The sequence below is a fragment of the Flavobacterium faecale genome (assembly GCF_003076455.1).
Taxonomy (GTDB): Bacteria; Bacteroidota; Bacteroidia; order Flavobacteriales; family Flavobacteriaceae; genus Flavobacterium; species Flavobacterium faecale.
Window position 1 is genome coordinate 1,413,618 of sequence record NZ_CP020918.1, and the last position, 23,726, is coordinate 1,437,343.

The 23,726-nt window shown below is 35.4% G+C and carries 19 protein-coding genes; 11 read left to right on the forward strand and 8 right to left on the reverse strand.

The window, feature by feature from the left end; genetic code table 11:
* The first annotated feature begins 8 nt into the window (after positions 1-8).
* The gene (locus FFWV33_RS06150) at positions 9-938 is read left to right on the forward strand and encodes a PorP/SprF family type IX secretion system membrane protein (RefSeq protein WP_108740094.1); all 930 of its coding nucleotides are present in this window, start codon (positions 9-11) and stop codon (positions 936-938) included.
* A 10-nt stretch (positions 939-948) separates the two neighbouring features.
* Positions 949-2,898: an OmpA family protein gene (locus FFWV33_RS06155; protein ID WP_108742474.1), complete on the forward strand. Its 1,950-nt coding sequence runs from the start codon at positions 949-951 to the stop codon at positions 2,896-2,898.
* Positions 2,899-2,979: 81 nt separating this feature from the next.
* On the opposite strand, the gene FFWV33_RS06160 is transcribed toward FFWV33_RS06155, so the two are convergent.
* The 3 genes from FFWV33_RS06160 to FFWV33_RS06170 all read right to left on the reverse strand — a co-directional run bounded on the left by FFWV33_RS06160 (position 2,980) and on the right by FFWV33_RS06170 (position 8,315).
* The gene (locus FFWV33_RS06160) at positions 2,980-6,414 is read right to left on the reverse strand and encodes a hypothetical protein (RefSeq protein ID WP_108740095.1); all 3,435 of its coding nucleotides are present in this window, start codon (positions 6,412-6,414) and stop codon (positions 2,980-2,982) included.
* 135 nt (positions 6,415-6,549) lie between these two features.
* Positions 6,550-7,809: an aspartate kinase gene (locus FFWV33_RS06165; protein WP_108740096.1), complete on the reverse strand. Its 1,260-nt coding sequence runs from the start codon at positions 7,807-7,809 to the stop codon at positions 6,550-6,552.
* A 32-nt stretch (positions 7,810-7,841) separates the two neighbouring features.
* Complete coding sequence (locus tag FFWV33_RS06170) at positions 7,842-8,315, reverse strand: GNAT family N-acetyltransferase (protein ID WP_108740097.1); 474 nt, start codon at positions 8,313-8,315, stop codon at positions 7,842-7,844.
* A gap of 149 nt (positions 8,316-8,464) precedes the next feature.
* On the opposite strand from FFWV33_RS06170, the gene fbp reads away from it, so the two are divergent.
* Positions 8,465-9,478, forward strand: coding sequence for a class 1 fructose-bisphosphatase (fbp, locus tag FFWV33_RS06175; RefSeq protein ID WP_108740098.1), 1,014 nt, complete (start codon positions 8,465-8,467; stop codon positions 9,476-9,478).
* A gap of 74 nt (positions 9,479-9,552) precedes the next feature.
* Here fbp and FFWV33_RS06180 read toward each other — a convergent pair whose 3' ends face one another.
* Positions 9,553-9,984, reverse strand: a complete 432-nt coding sequence (locus FFWV33_RS06180; protein ID WP_108740099.1) for a fructose 1,6-bisphosphatase — start codon at positions 9,982-9,984, stop codon at positions 9,553-9,555.
* 541 nt (positions 9,985-10,525) lie between these two features.
* Between FFWV33_RS06180 and FFWV33_RS06185 the strand changes: the two genes are divergently transcribed.
* From FFWV33_RS06185 to FFWV33_RS06200, 4 genes are all read left to right on the forward strand, one after another.
* Positions 10,526-11,995, forward strand: a complete 1,470-nt coding sequence (locus tag FFWV33_RS06185) for an MFS transporter (RefSeq protein WP_108740100.1) — start codon at positions 10,526-10,528, stop codon at positions 11,993-11,995.
* Positions 11,996-12,172: 177 nt separating this feature from the next.
* Positions 12,173-12,766 (forward strand): HupE/UreJ family protein, encoded by a 594-nt coding sequence (locus tag FFWV33_RS06190; protein ID WP_108740101.1) that lies wholly within the window; start codon positions 12,173-12,175, stop codon positions 12,764-12,766.
* Positions 12,767-12,768: 2 nt separating this feature from the next.
* Positions 12,769-13,200 (forward strand): deoxycytidylate deaminase, encoded by a 432-nt coding sequence (locus FFWV33_RS06195; protein ID WP_108740102.1) that lies wholly within the window; start codon positions 12,769-12,771, stop codon positions 13,198-13,200.
* Complete coding sequence (locus FFWV33_RS06200) at positions 13,201-14,769, forward strand: S41 family peptidase (RefSeq protein ID WP_108740103.1); 1,569 nt, start codon at positions 13,201-13,203, stop codon at positions 14,767-14,769. It begins immediately after the preceding gene.
* Between the two features lie 61 nt (positions 14,770-14,830).
* Here the strand turns inward: FFWV33_RS06200 and FFWV33_RS06205 are convergent, their stop codons facing one another.
* The 3 genes from FFWV33_RS06205 to FFWV33_RS06215 all read right to left on the reverse strand — a co-directional run bounded on the left by FFWV33_RS06205 (position 14,831) and on the right by FFWV33_RS06215 (position 16,438).
* On the reverse strand, positions 14,831-15,445 hold the full coding sequence (locus FFWV33_RS06205) for an FAD-dependent oxidoreductase (RefSeq protein WP_108740104.1): 615 nt from the start codon (positions 15,443-15,445) through the stop codon (positions 14,831-14,833).
* On the reverse strand, positions 15,445-15,648 hold the full coding sequence (locus FFWV33_RS06210; protein ID WP_108740105.1) for a hypothetical protein: 204 nt from the start codon (positions 15,646-15,648) through the stop codon (positions 15,445-15,447). The genes FFWV33_RS06205 and FFWV33_RS06210 overlap by 1 nt, the downstream gene beginning before the upstream one ends.
* 214 nt (positions 15,649-15,862) lie before the next feature.
* Positions 15,863-16,438: a MarC family protein gene (locus tag FFWV33_RS06215; protein WP_108740106.1), complete on the reverse strand. Its 576-nt coding sequence runs from the start codon at positions 16,436-16,438 to the stop codon at positions 15,863-15,865.
* Positions 16,439-16,593: 155 nt separating this feature from the next.
* On the opposite strand from FFWV33_RS06215, the gene FFWV33_RS06220 reads away from it, so the two are divergent.
* The 3 genes from FFWV33_RS06220 to FFWV33_RS06230 all read left to right on the forward strand — a co-directional run bounded on the left by FFWV33_RS06220 (position 16,594) and on the right by FFWV33_RS06230 (position 21,050).
* A complete protein-coding gene (locus FFWV33_RS06220; protein WP_108740107.1) occupies positions 16,594-17,178 on the forward strand; it encodes a DUF3109 family protein in 585 nt (194 codons plus the stop codon).
* 249 nt (positions 17,179-17,427) lie between these two features.
* Complete coding sequence (locus tag FFWV33_RS06225) at positions 17,428-18,405, forward strand: ribonucleotide-diphosphate reductase subunit beta (RefSeq protein ID WP_108740108.1); 978 nt, start codon at positions 17,428-17,430, stop codon at positions 18,403-18,405.
* Positions 18,406-18,662: 257 nt separating this feature from the next.
* On the forward strand, positions 18,663-21,050 hold the full coding sequence (locus FFWV33_RS06230; RefSeq protein WP_108740109.1) for a ribonucleoside-diphosphate reductase subunit alpha: 2,388 nt from the start codon (positions 18,663-18,665) through the stop codon (positions 21,048-21,050).
* Between the two features lie 185 nt (positions 21,051-21,235).
* Here FFWV33_RS06230 and FFWV33_RS06235 read toward each other — a convergent pair whose 3' ends face one another.
* Positions 21,236-21,724 carry a PAS domain-containing protein gene (locus FFWV33_RS06235; RefSeq protein WP_108742475.1) on the reverse strand — a complete coding sequence of 163 codons (489 nt, stop codon included), beginning with the start codon at positions 21,722-21,724 and terminating at the stop codon, positions 21,236-21,238.
* 432 nt (positions 21,725-22,156) lie between these two features.
* On the opposite strand from FFWV33_RS06235, the gene FFWV33_RS06240 reads away from it, so the two are divergent.
* Positions 22,157-23,497, forward strand: a complete 1,341-nt coding sequence (locus FFWV33_RS06240; protein ID WP_108740110.1) for a glycoside hydrolase family protein — start codon at positions 22,157-22,159, stop codon at positions 23,495-23,497.
* The last annotated feature ends 229 nt before the right edge of the window (positions 23,498-23,726 follow it).

Here is a 23,726-nt window from a genome sequence, read left to right on the forward strand (position 1 = left end):
TGAAAATCATGAAAAATAAATTAGCGATACTAGTTTTAATTCTTGTTACGGGCAGTAGCTATGCGCAACAAGATGCTCAGTTTACACAGTACATGTACAACACCATGGCTATTAATCCAGCTTATGCAGGATTGCGAGAGAAAATGAGCATATTTGCTTTGCATCGAACGCAATGGGTAGGCCTTGAAGGTGCTCCAGTAACAAATAATGTTTCTATCCATTCTCCAATAAACGGTGGGAATATGGGATTAGGGCTTTCTATCTTAAATGATAAAATTGGTCCCTCAGATGAGACGGATATTGGAGTGAGTTTCTCCTATAATATTCAAACGTCTGAGCGTTACAAATTGTCTTTTGGTATAAAAGGATCTGTTAATTTATTAAATGTCGACTTTAATAAATTAACCTATTTAACCCCTTCAGACAATACTTTTCAGAGCAATATAGACAATAAGTTTTCGCCCAATATTGGAGCGGGTATTTATTATTATTCTGATCAAACTTATATTGGATTTTCTGTTCCAAATTTATTAGAAACAAAGCATTTTGATAAGTATGCTGGTTCAGGCGCATCGAGTTACATTGCCAAGGAACGCTTACACTATTACTTAACTGCGGGGCATGTTTTTGATTTGAATGAAAATATAAAGTTTAAACCTTCGATGTTGACAAAAGTGACTCAAGGAGCACCTTTACAGGTTGATTTATCTGCAAATTTTATGTTTAATGATAAATTTGTTATCGGTGGTGCTTACCGTTGGAGCGCAGCTGTAAGTGCAATGGTTGGTTTCCAGGCAACAGATTCATGGTTTATTGGTTATGGTTACGATCTAGAAACGACTCGTTTGGCACATTTTAATAGTGGATCGCATGAAATCTTTTTGAGATATGAGTTATTTAATAAATATGATAGAATTGTATCACCAAGATTCTTTTAATAAAAAACAGATGAAAATGAGAAAAATTATACTTACAACTGTTTTACTGCTTTTTGTTCAACAAAATTTCGCACAAAAAGCAACTGTTGCAGCAGCCGATAAACAATATGATCGCTATGCCTATATAGAGGCAATCGCAACTTATGAACGTGTTGCAAGTAAGGGCTACAAAGACGAAAAAATGTTTCAGAAATTAGGTAATGCCTATTATTTTAATGCCAACTTAGAGAAAGCCGCTTATTGGTATGGTGAGCTATTTGCGATGAATGGAGATCAACCTGCCGAATATTGTTATCGATATTCTCAAGCACTAAAATCGATTGGAGATTATATAAAGGCAGATAAAATCAGTTCGCTATTTGCTAAGAAAGCGTCCAGTGATCAAAGAGCGATATTGTATTCGAATGACAAAAAGTACCTTGAAGAGATACAATCAAATGCAGGTCGCTTTTTAATTGAAGATGCAGGAATTAATTCTGAATATTCAGATTATGGTACTGCTTTTTCAAGTGATAATTTGGTTTTTGCTTCAGCAAGAGATACTATTGGTGTCTCCAAAAAAGTATTCAAATGGACCAACCAATCTTTTACAAACTTATACAGTGCGCAAGTACAAGCAGACGGTAAGCTTGCTGAACCAACTCGATTTAGTAAAAAAATCAACTCTAAATTTCACGAATCCACACCCGTTTTTACCAAAGATGGTACGACCATGTACTTTACTCGAAACAATTATTTGGACGGAAAAAGAGGAAAAGATAGTGAGAGGATTACATTATTGAAAATTTACAAAGCGACCAAAGTAGATGGTGAATGGAAAAATATAATTGAGCTACCTTTTAATAGTGATAGTTATAGTGTGGCACATCCAGCATTAAATCCAGATAATTCTGAATTATATTTTGCTTCAAATATGCCAGGTACCTTGGGACAATCGGATATTTTTAAGGTGACAATTAACAGTGATGGTACCTATTCTACACCTATCAATTTGGGGAATACCATCAATACAGAAGGACGTGAAACTTTTCCGTTTATAGCCGAAGATAATGAGTTGTTCTTCGCTTCAGATGGGCGACCAGGATTGGGTGGTTTGGATATTTATAGAACTAAAATTGGTGCTAGTACATCGACTTCATTTGAAGAGATTACCAATATGAGTATGCCGATAAATAGCCCACAAGATGATTTTGCTTTGTTCATGGACAGCAAAAGTCGCATAGGTTTTTTTACATCGAATAGAACCGGTGGAAAAGGGTATGATGATATCTACAAATTTAGTGAAGTACCTTGTAAGCAAAGCTTGTCTGGACTTATTACAGATGCTGAATCCAATGATATATTAGCCGATGCAATTGTTAATTTATATGATAAGAACCACAAGCTACTTTTTAATTCGAAAAGTGATGTAAATGGGATTTATAATTTTGCAATAGATTGTGGTAAAACATATATCGTTGAAGCTAAAAAAGAACATTACGAGTCAAATGAAGATTTTGTGGTAATCCCAAAAGTGACAGGAGATTCAAAGTTACCTTTAAAATTAACAAAAGATGGTTGTCATCTTGTAGTAGGAGCGGATATTGCAAAGTGTTTCGGGATAAAACTTATTTATTTTGATTTAGATAAGTCTTTTATTCGAAAGGATGCAGCATTGGAACTTGAAAAAATATTAGATGTTTTGAAACAATACCCTACAGTAAAAATGGATATTCGTTCACACACTGATTGCCGTCAAACAGCCAAATACAATGAAGCGCTTTCCGATCGAAGAGCAAAATCTACGATGGCTTGGTTAATTAAAAATGGCGTTGAAGCAAATAGATTAACAGCCAAAGGGTACGGAGAAACACAATTAGTTAATGATTGTGGTTGTGAACCAACAAACGAGTCTAGTTGTACAGAGGAACAACACCAAATGAATAGACGAAGCGAATTTATTGTAACCGCAATAGATTAGTTTAAATTATAAATTAAGGCCATTTGAGAAAATGGTCTTTTTTTTGTTTTATAAATCCAGCTAATTAGTTTAAGTTTATTATTAAAAATAAGCCCTTAACTGAATATTCCCCGTATGAACGGTTGCGCTCGTTTCGCTTTTTCGACCTAGGTAATTCAGGTTGATGTCCAAAAATTGAGTAATGTTTTTTTGCAATAGTAATTTCCATACGGTGTTTTGACCTGTTTGTAAACCTTCTAGCATTTGAAAGCCTACTGAAGAAAAAGCATCACCGTTATATTTATTTTGATAGAAAGAGACTTCGCCGTTTAGCGTAATATTCTTTTTTCCAGAATAAGAAAAAGAGGTCCCAAATCTATTTTGTAATAAAGTTTCTAATGCTCCAATTTGATTGTTCTTGTTTTGAAGTTCATAGAAGATGTCCCAACTTGTATTTTTCGAAAATAAATAACTAAGTTTTGGTGCTAGTTGATAGCCAGATACCGAATAGTTTTTTAAAGGGTAATTCTCAGAGTTGACACTCGTAGCAATAGTTTTGGTAAAGAATCCTAAGAGCCAGCTTTTTTTGTACAAATGTGCATATTGAAGTTGGTGTGAACTATTGGTTGTTTCTTGCGTTCCGTTTGAAAGTAAATTTTTGGCTTTGTTGTCCAAATAGGTGTAGGTTATAGAATGGTTTTGTTTACCACGATTGTAAAACAAACTGTTTCTAAAACTAGAACTTAGCCCAAGTACATTTTCTGATCCTGTGCTAAAGGGATTTAGTTCAAAATTTGCTCCATTATTTTTTGTCTTTCGATCAATCAAAAAGTTCGTTTGATTGTAAAAGTAGGAGGCCAGTTTTTTGAAGCCCGTTTTATTTTGCCACTGACTAGGATTAAAGATCAGCGATTGCGAAAATTTGGTTTGATGTGTTTTTATGTATACCAAATTAGGCAAGTAAACCTGGATATATTTTGCTTGATCAATATAAGGGGCGATTTCAAATTCTTGAAGTTCTTGCAATCCGTTGCCGTTGTAGTCATTCCACATGTACACACCTTGACCCGCATCGACCTCTAGAAATGTGTATTCTTGCTGTGGCAGAGATCCAGAATTTGTTTCGTAGGTGGTGGTACTCAGCAACAGTTGATTGAAAAAACGATCGTTAAAGATAGCTCTTGAATTCAAAGTAGATTCTTTTTTAATGGCAGGATTGGTGTAATCCAGAACGCGATAGTTGGTGTAAATGGTCAAATCGCTAGTGTTAGATTGAATTAATCTTGATTTTAAAAAATAAGAATTTGATTTGTTTACTCGTTGCAAGAGTCCGTTTTGGATACTGTCATTACTTCGTTTCAAGAGTCCCAATTGTACGTAGACCTTAGTACTATCTCCTCGTCCTACAAAAGCACCGTATTCGGTAAAACGCTGACTTAAGGCAGCAAAGGCATTTGTGACTTTGTCTCGTGACTGATTGTCTTCAATACGATTGCTACCGCCAATCCAGTTTTTGCCAAAATGGTAGCGTACTTGTGCTTGATTGCGTAAAAAAGTCGATTTGCTAGTAATGGCTTCACTCTTAAGATAACTTCCTTGCGTACTGAAGTTCCAGTGGTTGAGTTGCAATAGACCATTAATAAGATGACGGTTGCCGGAGAAAGCACCCGAGAAATCTAATTTTTCAAATTGATAAATAAAATCTCCTTTACTTTTTGTTTTTCGAATAGGATTTAGACTGAAATGCAAACCCGTCGTTAGTAAACTTTGATCTCCAGAAACGGTGCCTTCAATATTCCAATCACGATCAAATTCTATGGTGTACAATCGTTCAACTGAGCTAAAGTTTTTTTGAATAAATTGATATTTCCCAAACGCATCTATGTTCCATTGTTTGCTAAACAAACGTTGTCGAGCATTAATTTTGGTACTTATTCCTTGATTATTACTATCGTCTAGATTCGAGAATAGATTTTTATCGTTGTTGCTTAAGGCAATTTCAAAATCGATTGCTGTTTTTTCTGAGGGCGAATATTTACCCAAAAAAGTAGCCACTTGCACTTTGGTAGGAGGCACAAGCAAAGTTATTGGTGCATAATTTCCTTGCGGAATTCCATTTATAGGTGGTACATAATTGTATATTTTGCTAATGCTAGAACTATTCAACAAAGTGTAATCCCCTAAATTGTTACCCACTAGTGTAAAGTTCACGCTATGAAGAGTAGCGTTTTTATCAGTTGAATACTCATAATATAGAGTTCCGTTTACTGTTTTTTGTTCGTACAAGGTTTTATTTTCTGAATAAGAATCAACATAGGCTGATGGTGCAGACATCAAAGTTGTATTGTCTCCAGCTTGGGCCAAAATTTGTACTTGTTCGGTAGAAAGGTTTTGTTGTACGGGTTGGTTTTTCGCATCGTTTTCAGAATATAGATAACCTGCCAAACTCCATTTTTCTTCCTCGTGCGAGGCGCCTGCATAGGTTACAAAACGGGTGTAATTGCGATCGGTATATTGGTATTCAACCGCAATACGCATCTCTGAGGTGATAGTAAACAATGCGGTGAAGGTGATTTCGCCTGCATTGTAATCAATAGTGTAGTCGTTGTTTTCGCCTCTTTTCAGCTGGCGACCGTTCACATATACGCGCTCAGATCCAGAGATGACAAGTACATACAATTCACCATTTTGTCCTTTTAGTTTATACGGACCTTGATTTCCTTCGATACCATTAAAGTTGCTTTTGGCATACTGGCCTTTTACCAAGGAGGCAGAAGCGAAGACATTGGTCTTTTTTTCATCAGTGCCAAAATCAAAATTGGCTGCCAGTCCTTGTACTTTTTTATTGAAATTTAAAAATTGTGTTTTATGGTTTTCGAGAAAAATATCTCCTGCTCGAATGTTCCAATTGTCACTGAAGAGTTCCATGAAAATATTATCAAACTGATCAAGCTTTTGAGAGTACCCACCATTTTGAATCGGAATATTGCTGTCTTGTAAGGAGGCACGTAAACTAACTTTATCTGAAATTTTTCCTGTGATTTGCAAATCAAGATTTGAGTTTAAAACGGCATTTTGATTGGTTCCAACAGTAACGCCTCTCGTTATACTTCCAGAAGTATTGAGGCCGTCAAAAGGCACCGCTTTTGCAACATTTGAGGGTGCGATCTTGTACATGGGTAAGTTCGAAATATCCGCTTCAACTACGCTACTAGCATCATAGATTTGATATTTTTTTGTCAAAAAATCAGGATATTGCAGGTATTTTATAGTAATCGAATCTCTTTTCGATTCAAAAAAAGAGGGAGCGAGTTGTAATTTACCTTTTATAAAATTAACCTTGTATAGGCTCGAATCAATTTCTTGCTGTTGTTGGTCAAGCAGCAGAAAATAAGTAGGGTTGATACTAAAGGCTTCAATGGTCAAGCTGTCTTTTGCTACAGCAAGGGTCTTTGTTTTGTACAGTGATTCAATCTCTTGTGCTTGCGTACAAGAAATTGAAAGAAGCAGTGCAAAAAAAAGAAGCCTTTTTAACATAGCGTTTATAACGTCAATTTGTCAAAAGTAGTGTATTATTGAGTAGTAAATAGAAAGAAAAGGGGCTAAATATCAGATTGATACTAGCCCCTTTTTATTTGTTACTCCTCTTATACTTGGAGTTATGCGATTTTATTACTGCTTTTCGCTAGTAATGATTTGCATGGTCTCGGTACTTACTTGTTTCAAGATTACAATTTTATCTTTTTCGACCATCTCGGCAGCTAGGTCATTAAAGTGTCTTATCGTGTACAATGTTACATGCTCGTTAAAATCAACTTTGAATTTTTTAGACAAAACAGCATTTAGATCTTTAAAATTACCAAATTTATCTTCTACGCAAACAGAAAAACTAATAGCAGAATTCTGAATCAAATTAACTTTGATTTTAAATTCATGGAACAATGCAAAAATTTCACTGATGTTTTCTTCCATGATGAACGAAAAATCAATTGATGAAAGCGAAATCAATAATTGATCTCTTTTTACAATGAAACAAGGTAGGTAAGGTTCTAATGCAACTCCTTTTGAAACGACAGTTCCTTTTAGAAGTGGGTTGATAAAAGATTTTACATACAACGGAATTTCTTTTTTCTGTAGCGGTTGTAGCGTTTTTGGGTGAATTACAGTGGCACCATAAAAAGCCAATTCGATTGCTTCTCTGTACGATATTTGATTTAACAAACTTGCGTTTTCAAAATACCTTGGATCGGCATTCATTACCCCAGGAACATCTTTCCAAATGGTTACACTCTCTGCATTTAGGCAATATGCAAATATCGCAGCAGTATAATCAGATCCTTCACGACCTAAAGTTGTGGTGAAATTGTTTTCGTCAGAACCCAAAAATCCTTGCGTTACATTTAGCATCTTACGTTTTACGTTTGATGCGATATTGTTCTTTGTTAACTCCCAGTCCACTTCTGCATCTCTGTAGTTAGCGTCCGTTTTAATAAAGTGACGTACATCAATCCATTGTGTCTGAATTCCTCTAAAGGACATATAGTGGCTCAAAACGGTAGTCGAAACTAGCTCACCATAGCTCACCACTTGATCGTATACAAAATTGTAATTAGGTGATTTATTGTGCGATAAGAAATATTCTAAGTCTGAGAATAAATGCTGTACTGCTTGAAAAACTTCGTGTTTGTCGTCCTCAAATAAATCCATAAGGATTTGGTTGTGGTATTTTTTTACTTCTTGTACAGATGCTTGTAAAGAAGGTGATTTTTCAAAATAGTCTTTAATAACTAGTTCCAATGCATTGGTAGTTTTTCCCATAGCCGATACTACGAGCAATACATCTTCATAACCTACTTGCTGTAAAACATCGTACACATTTTTGATTCCTGCTGCGTCTTTTACAGAGGCGCCTCCAAATTTAAATACTCTCATGTTTTCTAAATGTGATTTAATTTTTTTTTACTTTAATTTTTTTTGACAAAGTTGGCAAGCCTTTTTTCGTCCAAACGTACAAGTTGCCATTCTTCTAGAATTTCGGCTCCCGCTTGTTTATAAAACTCAATTGCTGGTTTATTCCAATCAAGTACATTCCATTCCAATCGTTTTACTTTTTCATCTTGCGCCAAGGTCACCATTTGTTCTAATAGTTTTTGACCAATTCCATTTCCGCGTTCCGAAGCTGTAACTATCAAATCTTCAAGATGAATCGTTTTTCCGGTCCAAGTAGAATATTTATAGAAATACAGAGCCATTCCGACAATTGTATTATTTTTTTCTGCAACAAAAAGGCCAAATAATGGATTGCTACCAAAACCATTTTCAATGAGATTTTCAACTGTAATTTCAACGGCATCAGGTTCCTTTTCGAAAATGGCTAATTCTTGGATCAATTCCAATACTGCAGTCATGTCTTCTAATTTTCCTCTTCTTATGATCATTTTTCAGTGATTTACGTATTTTTATAACAATCTGTTATATTATTATTTAGCAAATATACAATACTAACAAATTAGGTTGGTTTTATTATTTTCCTTTTCACAAAAAAAGCGATATTTGTGACTTCAAACCAACTACAACGATTTCTTAAATGGAAGAACGCAACAAAACACTCGGAGAATTCATTATTGAAAACCAAAATGCTTTTCAATATTCATCTGGAGAATTATCACGAATCATCAACTCAATTCGCTTGGCGGCCAAAGTGGTGAGCTATAAAGTGAACAAAGCTGGACTGGTTGATATTACCGGAGCAGCAGGAGAGCAAAACATTCAAGGTGAAGACCAGCAAAAACTGGATGTCTATGCCAACGAAATTTTTATTCAAACCTTGATCAATCGTGAGATTGTGTGTGGTATCGCATCAGAAGAAAATGATGACTTTATTACTGTTCGTGGTAACGATAATAAACATGCAAACAAATACATCGTTTTGATGGATCCTCTAGATGGTTCTTCAAATATAGATGTAAATGTATCAGTAGGAACTGTTTTCTCGGTATACAGAAGGATTACTCCAATTGGAACTCCAGTAGCTATTGAAGATTTCTTGCAACCTGGTACTTGTCAAGTTGCTGCAGGTTATGTAATTTATGGTACGTCTACAATGTTAGTGTATACAACAGGTTGTGGTGTAAACGGGTTTACATTAAACCCAGCCATTGGTACCTTTTATTTGTCACACCCAAACTTACAGTTTCCAAAAGACGGAAATATTTACTCTATAAACGAAGGGAACTATATCCAGTTTCCACAAGGGGTTAAGGACTATCTTAAATATTGTCAAGCAGAAGAAGAGGATCGTCCGTATACGTCACGTTACATTGGAAGTCTAGTTTCAGACATTCATAGAAACATGATCAAAGGTGGAATCTACATTTACCCAACAAGCACCAAAGCACCAAAAGGGAAATTGCGTTTGTTGTACGAATGTAATCCAATGGCCTTTATTGCTGAGCAAGCTGGAGGTAAGGCTTCTGATGGTTTTAATCGAATTATGGAAATCAAACCAACAGAATTACATGAAAGAGTTCCGTTTTTCTGCGGAAGCTACAACATGGTTGAAAAAGTTGAAGATTTTATGCTAAAAGCAAAGAAGGAGTAACATCCTCTTTGAATACCAAAAAAAAAGCTCTTGAATAATTTTCAAGAGCTTTTTTTGTATTTGTTTGTCAAGTATTACTTGTACATATTCTGCATTTCGTACACAAAAGTATCAAAGTCAACTTTTTTATCTACCAATGATAATGCTTTTGCAATAATGTAGTTTACATTACTAGGTGTAAATCCTAGACCTACAGCAATTTTTTTCAAAATCATCTCTTGTTTATCTCCTAAATGGTGATCAACGTGTACCATTCTAGCCAAATCATACATACGCTCCAAACGTTGCGTATATAGGTAAGGAGGATTAATTGGGTACATAGCAGGATTTGCTAAAATTTCTTCGTATTCAGAAGCCGAAATTTCAAGTTTCGTAGCTAATTTGTCCAAAAAGCTTTTTTCCTCAGGTGCTAGTATACCGTCGGCCAAAGCAAGACGTACAATTGAAGAAAAGTGACCTTTGTTTCTTTGCGTGAATTCGCTATCAAATAAATCTGAAAATGACATAGTTTTAATTTTTTTATGTGGCAAAGATAATTTAATTTTTATTTTATTAAATTCTAATTAGAAAATTTTTGTGATATCTCTTTTATTCCTTGTCTGTTAGTGCGTTTTTAGGGTGAAAATAATACTGCTTTTTACTTCCTAAAGTCCATTTTGCAACGTTTTGAGTCCATTTACACAAAGTTGAAAAGTTTGTAGACTAACTTTAATAGGTAGAACACGGTATTCCTGTAATAAAATGATCTTTTAAGGCAAAAAGGAATAAAAGATGAGTTATTGTATAGGTGCTATTTTGCGAATGTCAACTGAAAAGGACTAATATTGCCGCCTGTTCAAAAATTAAGAAACGGTTTCAAAGCCTTTGAAAAGTGGATATTATTGACTGCTGCAATGCGTTATTTTTCGAAAAATAAAAAGATAGCTCTTTGATTTTTATCGAATGAGAAGTAATTATCAATCATAATTTTTTACAATGAGTAGTAGTAGCTATTACTTTTCTTGTTTTTCGAACATAAAAATTAAAAAAACCAACTAACAAACAATTATGAATTCAGAAAACGTACAAACCAAATGGGGACAATTTATATCACTCGTGATAGTGTTCTTTTTTTGGGGGTTTGTTGGCTCTGCCAATGACATCTTAATCCCAGTCTTTAAAAAAGTATTCACCTTATCACAAGTTCAGTCGCAATTAGTGGCATGGGCATTTTATGCAGCTTACTTCGTAGGTTCAATTATTTTTTTCCTGATTTCTTTAAAATCAGATGTGTTGCAGAAATTTGGTTATAAAAAAACATTAGCTGCGGGATTATTATTATCTGCAGTTGGGTCCTTTTTGTTTATACCAGCAGCAACCATGCAAAGTTTTCCTTTTTTCTTGACTGCCTTATTTACGGTTGGATTGGGGTTTTCGATTCAGCAAATTGTAGCAAATCCATTAGCAATCAAAATGGGTAGTCCTGTAACAGGAGCGCACCGATTAACTCTCGCGGGTGGTGTGAACTCTTTTGGTACTACGATTGGAGCAATTTTGTTAGGGATTGCAATTTTTGGTCTAGGCGAAGGTAAAAAAACGGCGCTCTCTCTTGAAGATATTAAATTCCCTTTCATGATGTTGGGGATCGCTTTTATAGTGGTAGCTGTGTTTATGCTATTATCCAAAATTGAAGATCCAATTAAGGAAGAAGAAGTTGTTGTAGTTCAGGAGCACAAAAGTTTTCGTGTTTTTGATTATCCGCAACTGTACTTAGGGATGCTAGCCATCTTTATATATGTAGGTACAGAGGTTACCATCATCAGTAATTTACCTGCTTTATTGCAAACCAAAGAATTTGGCGGAATCCTTGAAGAATCGATTGCTCCCTTTATTGCTTTGTATTGGGGAAGTTTGATGATTGGCCGTTGGAATGGTGGTGTCAATGTATTTAAAACATCAAATTTGGTCAACACAGCATTGAAGTTTATTGTTCCAGCCATTGCATTTGGAGTTATTATTGGTGCCAATATTTTTGCACAACATGATGTTTCGGGCTTTTATATTTATCCTTTCTGGATTTTAATCTTTATCCTAGTTAGTTTTGTTGGAGGGAAAAATGCGGGCAAAACGCTAATGCTTTTTGGATTCTCAGGCTTAGCAATGATGTTTATTGGTCTTGTTTATCCAGATACTGAGATTGCAAAATTCTTCTTCATTTCTGGAGGTTTGTTTTTATCAATCATGTGGCCATCTATTTTTGATTTGGCGATCGCTGGATTAGGTAAAAATACAGGTAAAGCATCCTCTTTTTTAATCATGATGATTCTAGGTGGTGGTGTTATTCCTTTGTTGCAAGGAAGTATATGTGATTTAGACAGCGCTAGTCCTGAAGGTGTTTTTGGAATCTCATGGACGCATTTCTCCTATATTGTGCCGTTATTAGGATTTGCTTATTTATCATTTTATGGTTTTTATTGTCCTAAAGTATTGAAAAAACAAGGTGTTCTTTATGTCGAAAGTGAAGGTGGTGGACACTAATATTTTTATATCAATTAGCTATTTATAATCAAAGCCACTCCACAATAGGAGTGGCTTTTTTGGGTTCAAATGTTTTAAAAAGTGTGGTAGTTTAGCCATTAAATGCCGTGCCTTTCTTAACTTTTCAAAAATAATCGTAAGTTTACAATCCCAAACAAATCTAATGCCACTAAAATTATGTCTGAGTTTTTGATTTTTTTTGAATTAGGATTAAAACACATTCTAAATATATATTCCTACGATCACGTTTTGTTTTTGATAGGTCTCGCCGTTCCCTTTAGTTTTAAGGACTGGCAACGCATACTTTTACTCGTTACCTTGTTTACAATTGGTCATTCAATGGCTTTACTATTGGTTGTTTTTGGTATTGTAGCCATCAAAGTAAGTGTGGTCGAAATGTTGATTCCGATTACTATTTTGATAGTAGCGCTATTTAATCTTTTTACAGCCGGAAAAACCAGTAAAAAAGAAAGTATTAATATCATTTTCTTTGTGACTTTATTTTTCGGAATCATTCATGGTCTAGGATTTTCTAGTTATTTCAAAGCAATTCTACCTGGAGGTACAGCATCAAAATTGCTACCATTGGCTGAATTTTCTCTTGGAATCGAAGCAGCTCAATTGGTGATTATTGTAGTTACACTCATTTTGTCTTATATTGTGCAAACTTTCTTTAGGTTCTCCAAAAGAGATTGGACCTTAGTAATGTCTGCCTTCATAATTGGAGTTGTAATTCCGCTGATCGTGACAAATAAAATATGGCTTAGATAAAAATGGAAAAATCAAAATTACATAAATACGACAAAGCTTACCTACGCATCGCAACAGAATGGGGATTATTGTCCTATTGTAAACGAAAAAAAGTAGGTGCTATTATTGTCAAAGATCGAATGATCATCTCTGATGGGTACAATGGTACACCGTCTGGTTTTGGAAATTGTTGCGAAGATGATGACGGATTAACCCGTTGGGATGTCCTACATGCAGAGGCAAATGCGATCTTAAAGGTAGCGCGTTCTACTCAATCTTGTGAAGGAGCTACCTTATATATTACGCTTTCCCCTTGCAAGGAGTGTAGTAAATTAATTCATCAATCTGGTATAAAACGTGTGGTGTACAACAATGGCTATCGTGATGAATCTGGAATTGAATTTCTTAAAAAAGCGGGGGTTATAGTAGAACAAATAAAAGATCTTGAAGACTAAATGAAATTTCAACTCAAATACCTACCTATTCTTATCTGCCTTAGCGTGGCAGTAGGTGTGGTCGTGGGTGGAAGTTTGTCTTCTTCGAAAACAAAAAATTATTTAGCCAAAAATAGCTCCAAGCAAAAGCTAGATAAGCTCATTGATTTTATCGAAAATGATTATGTTGACGATGTCAATACCGATTCTATAGTTGAGCTTACGGTCAACAAAATTATGGGACAATTGGATCCGCATTCTGTATACGTACCATCCAACGAACAAAAACGGGTGGTCGAGAATATGAGAGGTGACTTTGTTGGAATAGGCGTTAGCTTTTATATGTTCAAGGATACGCTGGCAGTTATTCGACCTCTTGAAAATGGTCCATCTGCTAGAGCGGGTATCAAAGCGGGTGACCGTATTTTATATGCAAATAAATCACAACTTTTTGGGCGTCAACTTCCGTCCGATAGTTTATATGCCAAATTAAAAGGAGCAGAGGGCTCGAATGTGGCTTTGACTATTTTTCGAAAATCAGAAAATAAAAAGATACAAATCAACCTGAAGAGAGATGTAATTCCGCTGAAAAGTGTTGATGCTTCTTTATTGCTCAATCCAACTACAGGCTATATCAAAATCAATCGCTTCGCAGAAACAACCTATTCTGAATTTAGAAAAGCATTGCTCCAATTAAAAAAAGCGGGTATGAACACCCTAATTTTGGATTTGCGTGACAATGGCGGTGGCTATATGGAAGAGTCAATTGCAATCGCTGATGATTTTTTGAAAGAGAAACAGTTAATTGTTTTTACAAAAGATAAAAAAGGAAAAGTCGAAAGTACTTTTGCCAAAAGCAATGGAATTTTTGAGAATGGAAAAGTCGTTATTTTAATCAATGAGAACAGTGCTTCGGCAAGTGAAATATTAGCAGGGGCAATACAAGACAATGATCGCGGTACAATTATAGGGCGTCGTTCTTTTGGGAAAGGTTTGGTGCAGCGCGAAATGGAGTTTGATGATGGCTCGGCTGTACGTTTGACCGTTGCGCGCTATTACACTCCCACGGGACGTTCGATCCAAAAATCATATTCGAAAGGGAAGGAATCGTATTTCAAAGAATCAGAAGCTCGCTTTTTGTCGGGTGAGTTATATGCCAAAGACAGTATAAAAATAGCGGATAGTCTTAAATTTAAAACACCAAAAGGGCGTATTTTATATGGAGGTGGCGGTATAGTACCTGACGTATTTGTACCTGTAGCCATTATGGATACCAATGTCAGTTTCCTTATGCAATCCGGAATAGTAGGTAATTTTGTTTTCGAACAATTAGACAAATACAGATCCAACTTTAAGGATTTGCCTTTTGAAAGTTTTGTAATCCAAATGAAAGCTACCGATCGGTATTTTGATGCTTTTCAGCAATTTGTTTACAAAAACAGATTGGGATTATCTTTGGTAAAAGATAAAGTAGCCGTAAAACGATATTTAAATGCAGAGTTTGCAAGGCAAATTTATGGTGAGAACCAGTACTATAAATTGCTGCTAAACGATGATAAAATGGTGCAAAAAGTCCTGTTGAAAAAGTAGGTGATGTAAAGTAAAAAAAACAAAAACTAGTGTAATATCGATAATTACACTTTTTTTGTGTCTATTTTTCTCGTATGCTATCGTGGGAGTGAGTTTGCTCGCCACCATTCCATAAGGTTAGAATGTCAGTTGCTACAGATGCACCGCTTCCGGCAGCAATTGCAAGTTGACTTCTCCATCCAGCCAAAGTTCCAGTCACATATACGCCTTCAATAACCTTATGGTCTGTATTGCGTAATTGTATGCGTTGTTTTGCGGGCAAAGCTTTTTTGTGGTCTTCTACAAAAGCAAGTAAACCTTCGATGTCAAACGTATTTGCCGATCCAATTCCTATTACAACTAGAGCAGTGTTATAGGTGTTTTTGTTGGTAGTTACTATAAAATCAGGATAAGAACCTTCAATTTTAATCGCTTTTTCGTTTGGAATTTGGGTAATATGAGGATAGGTATCTGCCAATTGTGTGGTACTAGTTAGGAGTAAGTCACTCCCTAAAGTTCCTGCAGGTATACCATAGGCGTTGTAAAAAATAGCATCTTGAAGCGCTGAAGCCTTTTGATGAGTTAATACAGCAATTTTTTTGTCTGTAGCAAATGTTTTGTGTTGTGCAGATCCAAGTACGAGTGCACAAGAAAGGCTAGAAACGCCTCCTCCTATAATTAAAACATCAAGTTTCATTATAGTTTGTCGTTCATTTTATCTTCAATTTTCTTAGAGGTCTTGAAGATTAAAAGAATAAGTACTGCACAAAAAGAAGCGGCTATTCCAATGAATGCAACAGCACTGTCTCCGTGAAATAAATTTTTAAAATCTAACATAGTAATGTTGAAAATAATAAGGGCAACAGCTAAGATTACTAATATGTTAATAAAGATCTTCATGTGGTGTAGTTTGTGGTTTTATTTTTTAAGCGAATGCAAAATTGAAATTCTTAGTGAGTAGTATGTGTAGTACCTGAAAGATTTTGGTTTACAATTTTGAAGTAACTCGATTCATAGTGCGTAATTACAGTTTTATCTAGGTTTAATTTGAATTATCGATAGGATTATTCGGTTATCCCTTTGATATTATGGTGTAAAACTATGAAAAATTTGTTTAAATGAATAACCCTTTAACATTAGCAGCAAATAATTTAACAGCTATCGCCAAAAGAACAATCCCAAACGTTTTTCGAACTACCCCTAGACCGTCTTGTCCTAAAAGTTTTTCGATTTTTGAAGATGATTTTAAAACAAAAAACACGATGGTAATATTAATTATAATGGCGATTACGATATTAATAGAATGATATTGAGAGCGTAGTGATAGCAGTGTTGTCATTGTACCCGCACCCGCTACGAGGGGAAATGCGATTGGAACAATAGAGGCAGAGCTTGCTTCTTCATCGCGATAAATACGGATACCCAAAATCATTTCGAGTGCGATACAAAACAAGACAAATGAACCCGCTACAGCAAAGGAGTTTACATCGATACCTACTACTTTTAAGAAACTTTCTCCTGTAAATAAGAAGATAAGCATGATGATACCAGCAACAATAGAGGCTTTTCCAGACTCAATTATACCGTGTTTTCTTTTTAAATCAACGATAATAGGTACAGACCCTACGATATCGATTACTGCAAAAAGAACCATTCCTACTGTTAGTATTTCATTGAAATCTATAAACATATTTTTTTAACAAAGATATTTAATTTTGTTTAAAATCTGTAAAAGTCAACAAGTATTTCATTTGGATTTGTTTGCGGTAATAGTCTTCATCAAAATCGCTGTTTTCTCTTTTGTTTGACTACCTTTGCACTTTATAATTATAGTCCATCCCACCCATGTTTCAATTAGGAAAAACCATCGTTTCAGAAGATATTTTAGGTAAAGAATTTGTTTGTAATCTGTCCGCATGCAAGGGTGCTTGTTGCGTTGATGGAGATGCTGGAGCACCATTGAGTGCCGAGGAGACAAAAATTCTTGAGGAAATATATCCAAAGGTGAAGCCTTTTTTGAGGAAAGAAGGAATTGCGGCTATCGAAGCGCAAGGTACTTGGACAACGGGTACTGATGGTGAACTTGAAACACCATTAATTGACAATAAGGATTGTTCCTATGTAATTTTTGACGGAAAAACGGCACTGTGTGGTATCGAGCAAGCCTATAATCAAGGCTTAGTTGATTGGAAAAAACCAGTTTCGTGTCATTTATATCCCATTCGAATTAAAGATTTCTCAGAATTTGCTGCTGTAAATTATGATAAATGGGACATATGTGATGACGCCTGTTCTTTGGGTAAGGAATTGGAAGTTCCAGTCTATAAATTTGTCAAAGAAGCCCTTGTGAGAAGGTTTGGAGAGGACTGGTACGCAGAGCTTGATTTGGTTGCTCAAGAGTGGAAAAGTCAAGGTTCAAAATTGCGCTAAATCCCTTTGTTTATAGTCTTTAAGAGCGCTTTTTACTACCGCTTTTTCTACTTTTTTAAGTTTTCAACACTTTGATTTTCAATTAATTGCGAATTCCGCAATTAATTTGCTGTTTTTTATCTTTGTTAAAAACTATCACTAATTGTGGATAAGTTTGACTTTTAAAATACGCAATATTTCGCCATCTTTGTACTCCGTAAAAACGGGTATTTTTTACATTAATTTTCAATAAAATAAAACTATATAGATATGTCTCAAGTTGAACCAATTTTACAAGAGAATAAGAATCGTTTTGTGATTTTTCCTATCAAGCACCATGATATCTGGGAATTTTACAAGTCTATGGAAGCTAGCTTCTGGACGGCTGAAGAAATTGATTTGTCACAAGATTTAAATGACTGGAATAATAAGTTGAGTGATGATGAAAGATACTTCATCAAACACATTTTGGCTTTCTTCGCGGCATCTGACGGAATCGTAAATGAAAACTTAGCGGAGAACTTTGTGAACGAAGTGCAGTATGCTGAAGCTAAATTTTTCTACGGTTTTCAAATCATGATGGAGAACATTCATAGTGAGACGTACTCACTATTGATTGATACCTACGTGAAAGATGAAGCTGAGAAAGATGACTTATTCAACGCATTGGAAGTTTTTCCAGCGATCAAGAAAAAAGCCGACTGGGCTTTGAAATGGATTGACTCTGATTCATTCGCAGAACGTTTAATAGCTTTTGCAGCAGTAGAAGGGATTTTCTTCTCAGGAGCTTTTTGTTCTATTTACTGGTTGAAAAAACGTGGTTTAATGCCAGGTTTGACTTTTTCTAACGAATTAATTTCGCGTGACGAAGGGGTACACTGTGATTTTGCAGTGCATTTACACAACCACCACTTGATTAACCCTGTGTCTAAGGAAAGAATCAGAACAATTATCGTTGACGCTTTGAATATTGAGCGTGAATTTATCACAGAATCATTACCAGTAAGTTTGATTGGTATGAATGCTGTTTTGATGACACAATATTTAGAGTTTGTTGCTGATAGACTATTGGTTGAATTAGGTTGCGAAAGAGAATACAATACAACAAATCCATTTGATTTCATGGATATGATTTCGTTGCAAGGAAAAACAAACTTCTTCGAAAAGAAAGTTGCCGAATATCAAAAATCAGGTGTAATGAACACAGATGGTGATGCTCAAAAAATTAGTTTCGACGCTGATTTTTAAATAATTGCCACAAAGTCTCTAAGCAGAATTTTGAATAATAAAATACTTGTTCGATGCAGTTTTTAGGAAATTACAAAAGACGTTGAATGATTACGGTTAGTTCTAAAATCAGAAATCGTTAATCATCAATCGTTAATTTTTTTGACCTCATTGATTAATTATAGAATGCCCGGGATTAGTTTCCCAAAAAACACAACAATTAACGAATACCCGAAAAACAGAGAAGGGATTTTCTGTTTTGAAAAACAAAAAAGCTTATGTACGTAATTAAAAGAGATGGTAGAAAAGAACCTGTAATGTTCGACAAAATCACAGATAGAATTAAAAAGCTATGCTATGGTTTGAATGATTTGGTAGATGCTGTGAAAGTGGCAATGCGTGTAATCGAAGGACTTTACGATGGGGTTTCTACATCTGAATTGGACAATCTAGCAGCAGAAACGGCAGCGTCAATGACTATCGCGCATCCCGATTATGCTCAATTAGCAGCTCGTATTGCTATTTCGAATTTACATTCGAATACCAATAAATCGTTCTCAGAAACAATGGACGAAATGTATCATTACGTAAATCCAAGAAATGGGCAAAAAGCACCATTATTGTCTGATGAAGTACATGAAGTTATTCAAGCAAATGCTGAGTTTTTGAACTCACACATTATATATAACAGAGATTTCAATTACGATTACTTTGGTTTTAAAACACTAGAGCGTTCGTACTTGTTGAAAATAAACGGAAAAATTGTAGAGCGTCCGCAACACATGTTGATGCGTGTATCGGTTGGGATTCACTTAGATGATTTGGATTCAGTATTGGAAACATATGACTTAATGTCTAAAAAATTCTTTACACATGCAACGCCTACATTGTTTAACTCTGGAACTCCAAAACCACAAATGTCTTCTTGTTTCCTTTTGGCAATGCAAGATGATAGTATTGACGGAATTTATGACACGTTGAAACAAACGGCAAAAATTTCGCAATCTGCTGGTGGAGTTGGGCTTTCTATTCACAACGTACGTGCTACAGGTTCGTACATCCGTGGAACAAACGGAACGTCAAATGGAATCGTACCAATGCTACGTGTCTTTAATGATACGGCTCGTTACGTAGATCAAGGTGGTGGAAAACGTAAAGGTAGTTTTGCGATTTACATCGAAACTTGGCATGCGGATATTTTTGATTTCTTGGACTTGAAAAAGAATACAGGAAAAGAAGAAATGCGTGCTAGAGATTTATTTTTCGCTATGTGGACTTCAGATTTATTCATGAAACGTGTACAAGAAAACGGAATTTGGACTTTGATGTGTCCTAACGAATGTCCGGGATTGTATGATGTATACGGAGAAGAATTTGAAGCTTTGTACGAAAGTTATGAGAAGGCAGGTAAAGGTAGAAAAACCATCAAAGCACATGAATTGTGGGAGAAAATTCTAGAATCGCAAATCGAAACTGGAACACCATATATGTTGTACAAAGATGCGGCTAACCGTAAATCAAACCAAAAGAACTTAGGTGTGATTCGTTCGTCAAACTTATGTACAGAGATCATGGAGTACACTTCTCCAGATGAGGTTGCAGTATGTAACTTGGCTTCATTATCATTGCCAATGTTTGTTGAGGACGGAAAATTTGATCATGAAACATTTTTTAATGTAACAAAACGTGTAACTCGTAACTTGAACAAAGTAATTGATAGAAACTACTATCCGGTAAAAGAAGCTGAAAATTCCAATATGCGCCACCGTCCAATTGGATTGGGAGTGCAAGGATTGGCAGATGCTTTCATCATGTTGCGTTTACCTTTTACATCTGATGAGGCTAAAAAGCTGAATCAAGAAATCTTTGAAACCATGTATTTTGCAGCAGTAACTGCTTCGATGGAAATGGCCAAAGAAGAAGGTCCTTATTCATCATTCAAAGGTTCGCCAATGTCTGAGGGTAGTTTCCAATTTAATTTATGGGGAATAAAAGACGAAGAGTTATCTGGTCGTTGGGACTGGGCATCTTTGCGTAAAGAAGTAGTAGAACATGGAGTGCGTAACTCATTATTGGTAGCGCCAATGCCTACTGCATCGACTTCTCAGATTTTAGGTAACAACGAAGCATTCGAACCATATACATCAAATGTGTACACGCGTCGTGTATTGTCTGGTGAGTTTATCGTGGTAAACAAACACTTATTGCATGATTTAGTGGATCGTGGATTGTGGAACGAAACATTGAAACAAGAATTAATGCGTAACAACGGATCGGTTCAAGATTTGGATATTCCGCAAGACTTGAAAGAATTGTACAAAACAGTTTGGGAAATGTCTATGAAAGATATTATTGATATGTCACGTCAACGTGGTTATTTTGTAGATCAATCGCAGTCATTGAACTTATTTATGCAAAACGCAAACTATTCAAAATTGACGTCAATGCATTTCTACGCTTGGCAATCAGGATTGAAAACAGGAATGTATTATTTGAGAACAAAAGCAGCAGTGGATGCAATCAAATTTACTTTGAACAACGATAAAAAAGAACAACCAATTGCTGAAGAGATTCAAACAGAAGCAATCAACATTGATGAATACAAAAAGATGATTCTGCAAGCGCAAGCTGACGGACCAGAAGATTGTGAAATGTGTGGTTCTTAATATTTCAAGAAATAGAATAAAAAAATAGCTATCCAATTAATTTTGGGTAGCTGTTTTTTTTTTGAGGTAATCGCTATCTTGAGTAATTATCGTAGAAGAACTGTCACTCATATAATAAAGTTGCTTTCATTCGGGTAAAATGACGCTTTGTATTTACGGCCTATTATCAAATGTAAAGTGCATCATTAAGAAGCAATTCTTTCAAAAGCAATGTAATTAATAAGTTCACCTTTTTTATTGAATTTTGGGTAGGCTTCGATCTTACATAGGTAAGTGCTACCATCTTTTTTGTAATTGATCAATACTTCTTTGAACGGTAAGTTGTTTTGAAGAGCGATTTTTATTTTTTCTCTACTTACTGTAGAAGTCAATTCGCCTTGGAACATTTTTGGTGTTTTACCAATTATTTCGTGTGCTTGATAACCATTCATTTGATGTATACCATTGCTTGCAAAAACAATTTGTTGCTTTGAGTTGGTGATCAAAATCTGTGTTTCTGCATTAGAAGCGATGGCACTGAAATCAACTTTGGCTTTCCAATGTTTTTGAATGGAAACAAATTTGTTGATTTCATTGGTATGGCTAGCAAAAAACTCCCAAGAAAGTAGGGGTAAATGTAGAATTCGTAAACTGTTGCTATATTTGACTAAAGCTTTATCATATTCAGGTGTCATGGTCAAACATTTAAAAATTAAATTTAAATCTTTTAAATAGTAGCATTGTAATTCAAATTTTTTTCTTTTTCGAAAAGTAATCAACTATTAAAAGTCAAATTTAGGTATTTAATAGAAATAAACTTAGTTCTCTTTTAAACTTTAACTTCCGTTTAAAGTTGCTATGTTTGAATTAAAGAAGTTTTAGTGGTTGATTATCAGCCTATTTTTGTGGTTGTGTTCTCAAAATTCAGGAAAGGCATATCCAAGCATAGGAAGAAGTTGTGAAACATAATTAGCAAAAAACAGTTAAGATTATTTGTTATTAATGGATAAATCAAGGCATATTCTGGGTAATATTAGACTGTTAAGACGTCTTCTTTAATCTTAAAATTGATGCTTCAATACCGCTACACTAGTGGCGAGTAGCGTTCTAATAATAAATTCAGAATTATGATGAAAAAGAATAGTACTTTTCTAATGTTGCTAATGGGAACTATGATGGTTTCTACCATTGGAGGTTGTCAATCGACCAAGAAATTGTCTAAGGTTACGCAAATTGGGATAGAGCAAAATTTAGTTCCTGCTATTTTTAAAGTTGCGGGTGTAGGATATCAAGGTCCAAGCCAAAAGGAAATTGATAAATTGCCGGTTTTCACCGTAAACCCAACAGAAAATGCGACCAAAATGATTAATAAAGCCATTCTTGAAGCGAGCAAATCAAAAAATGGAGGAAGAGTAGTTTTAAATCCAGGGAGGTACGTAGTCGATGGATTGGTTTTAAAATCAAATGTGCATATTCTTATGAGAGCAGGCGTTCTGCTTAGGGCTGATCAAGATGATGTGTCAAAACGAAATCAAGTCAAGCAAATCTTCGAAATTGGGACGGAGGAATCTCTGGAAAATGTTTCTATCATTGGAGAAGGAAAAGGAGATACGAGAGCAAGAATTAAATACGTTCGTGAAAATAGCGATCCTAAAAAAGGAGGTTCGAGAGCATTCTCAACAGGTAGAGTCCAAAATTTATTTATTCAGAATGTTGTAATTGATGACGATCAAACTCGCTTTTCTGGTGTGGCATTTACATTCAAAAAAGGAGATAATAGCAAAGACGGTTGCGCAACAAACGTAACGGTAGATAATGTTGAGCAAATCAATGCATTGTATGGTTACGGCTTGATTCAAGCCAACACGGGGTCCAATATGTTGCTTTCAAACCTTGTGTGTAGCGGTGGTGTAGCAGCGCGTATTGAAACGGATAACCGTGGACGCGAAGCTCAAATTAAGGTTGGGGTTGATAATATTCGAATAGAAAATGTGACGAGTGTCAAAGGGAAATGTGCGGTATATTTCAAACCTCACAATTTAGTTAGCGGTACTGTGACCGTGGATGGAGCACATTCCATAGGTTCGCAACTTTGTATCGAAATTAGAGATGGCCGAGAGGGTGGACGCTTCGCAGCTGATTCATGGATTAAGAATGTTACAGCTGTGTACACGCTGGATGCGCCCGTACATTTTTCTGGAAAAAGTAGTATTCCAAATTGTTTACTGTCTTATTTTAAAGACGATATAAAGGTAGATGCAGAAAACAAGGGTGTTCGACAAGGGCCTTCAATTGCGGTAATTGGTGACTATGTGGGGCAAATTAAAATTGACAAAGCTTCCGTTTCAGCTTCTGTACCTGCACATACAGAACTAGCGAATACAGTTGCTGCAAGAGTATTAATTGTTACAAAAGACGCTTATCGAGGCAAAGATGCAGATAAGCAGTGCGGAGAAAAAGCATATTAGTCTAGTATGAAGCGACGACTATAAAATTCCCTTTCTACATGCGTTTAGAAGGTTTTTTTTTAAAAGTAGAGTATAAATGCAAAAGTGAATAAGCAGCAAATTTGCTTCAAATTGTCTGTAATTTTTTTTGGGATTTATTCTATTCTAAAAATATGATTGCAGATCCAGCATGGGACAGATAGTATTCACATTCTACATAAAGGCAAACCTTTATTGTGTTTTTTTAATG

Excerpts from the sequence above, each read along its gene's own strand:
- FFWV33_RS06235 (WP_108742475.1), bottom strand. The coding sequence starts at position 21,724 with ATGACACCTGAATATGATAAAGCTTTAGTCAAATATAGCAACAGTTTA.
- FFWV33_RS06210 (WP_108740105.1), bottom strand. The coding sequence starts at position 15,648 with ATGAAGATCTTTATTAACATATTAGTAATCTTAGCTGTTGCCCTTATT.
- FFWV33_RS06180 (WP_108740099.1), bottom strand. The coding sequence starts at position 9,984 with ATGTCATTTTCAGATTTATTTGATAGCGAATTCACGCAAAGAAACAAA.
- FFWV33_RS06205 (WP_108740104.1), bottom strand. The coding sequence starts at position 15,445 with ATGAAACTTGATGTTTTAATTATAGGAGGAGGCGTTTCTAGCCTTTCT.
- FFWV33_RS06170 (WP_108740097.1), bottom strand. The coding sequence starts at position 8,315 with ATGATCATAAGAAGAGGAAAATTAGAAGACATGACTGCAGTATTGGAA.
- FFWV33_RS06220 (WP_108740107.1), top strand. The coding sequence starts at position 16,594 with ATGTTTCAATTAGGAAAAACCATCGTTTCAGAAGATATTTTAGGTAAA.
- FFWV33_RS06200 (WP_108740103.1), top strand. The coding sequence starts at position 13,201 with ATGAAATTTCAACTCAAATACCTACCTATTCTTATCTGCCTTAGCGTG.
- FFWV33_RS06225 (WP_108740108.1), top strand. The coding sequence starts at position 17,428 with ATGTCTCAAGTTGAACCAATTTTACAAGAGAATAAGAATCGTTTTGTG.
- FFWV33_RS06240 (WP_108740110.1), top strand. The coding sequence starts at position 22,157 with ATGATGAAAAAGAATAGTACTTTTCTAATGTTGCTAATGGGAACTATG.
- FFWV33_RS06150 (WP_108740094.1), top strand. The coding sequence starts at position 9 with ATGAAAAATAAATTAGCGATACTAGTTTTAATTCTTGTTACGGGCAGT.
- FFWV33_RS06195 (WP_108740102.1), top strand. The coding sequence starts at position 12,769 with ATGGAAAAATCAAAATTACATAAATACGACAAAGCTTACCTACGCATC.
- FFWV33_RS06185 (WP_108740100.1), top strand. The coding sequence starts at position 10,526 with ATGAATTCAGAAAACGTACAAACCAAATGGGGACAATTTATATCACTC.
- FFWV33_RS06190 (WP_108740101.1), top strand. The coding sequence starts at position 12,173 with ATGTCTGAGTTTTTGATTTTTTTTGAATTAGGATTAAAACACATTCTA.
- FFWV33_RS06155 (WP_108742474.1), top strand. The coding sequence starts at position 949 with ATGAAAATGAGAAAAATTATACTTACAACTGTTTTACTGCTTTTTGTT.
- FFWV33_RS06165 (WP_108740096.1), bottom strand. The coding sequence starts at position 7,809 with ATGAGAGTATTTAAATTTGGAGGCGCCTCTGTAAAAGACGCAGCAGGA.
- fbp (WP_108740098.1), top strand. The coding sequence starts at position 8,465 with ATGGAAGAACGCAACAAAACACTCGGAGAATTCATTATTGAAAACCAA.
- FFWV33_RS06160 (WP_108740095.1), bottom strand. The coding sequence starts at position 6,414 with ATGTTAAAAAGGCTTCTTTTTTTTGCACTGCTTCTTTCAATTTCTTGT.
- FFWV33_RS06230 (WP_108740109.1), top strand. The coding sequence starts at position 18,663 with ATGTACGTAATTAAAAGAGATGGTAGAAAAGAACCTGTAATGTTCGAC.
- FFWV33_RS06215 (WP_108740106.1), bottom strand. The coding sequence starts at position 16,438 with ATGTTTATAGATTTCAATGAAATACTAACAGTAGGAATGGTTCTTTTT.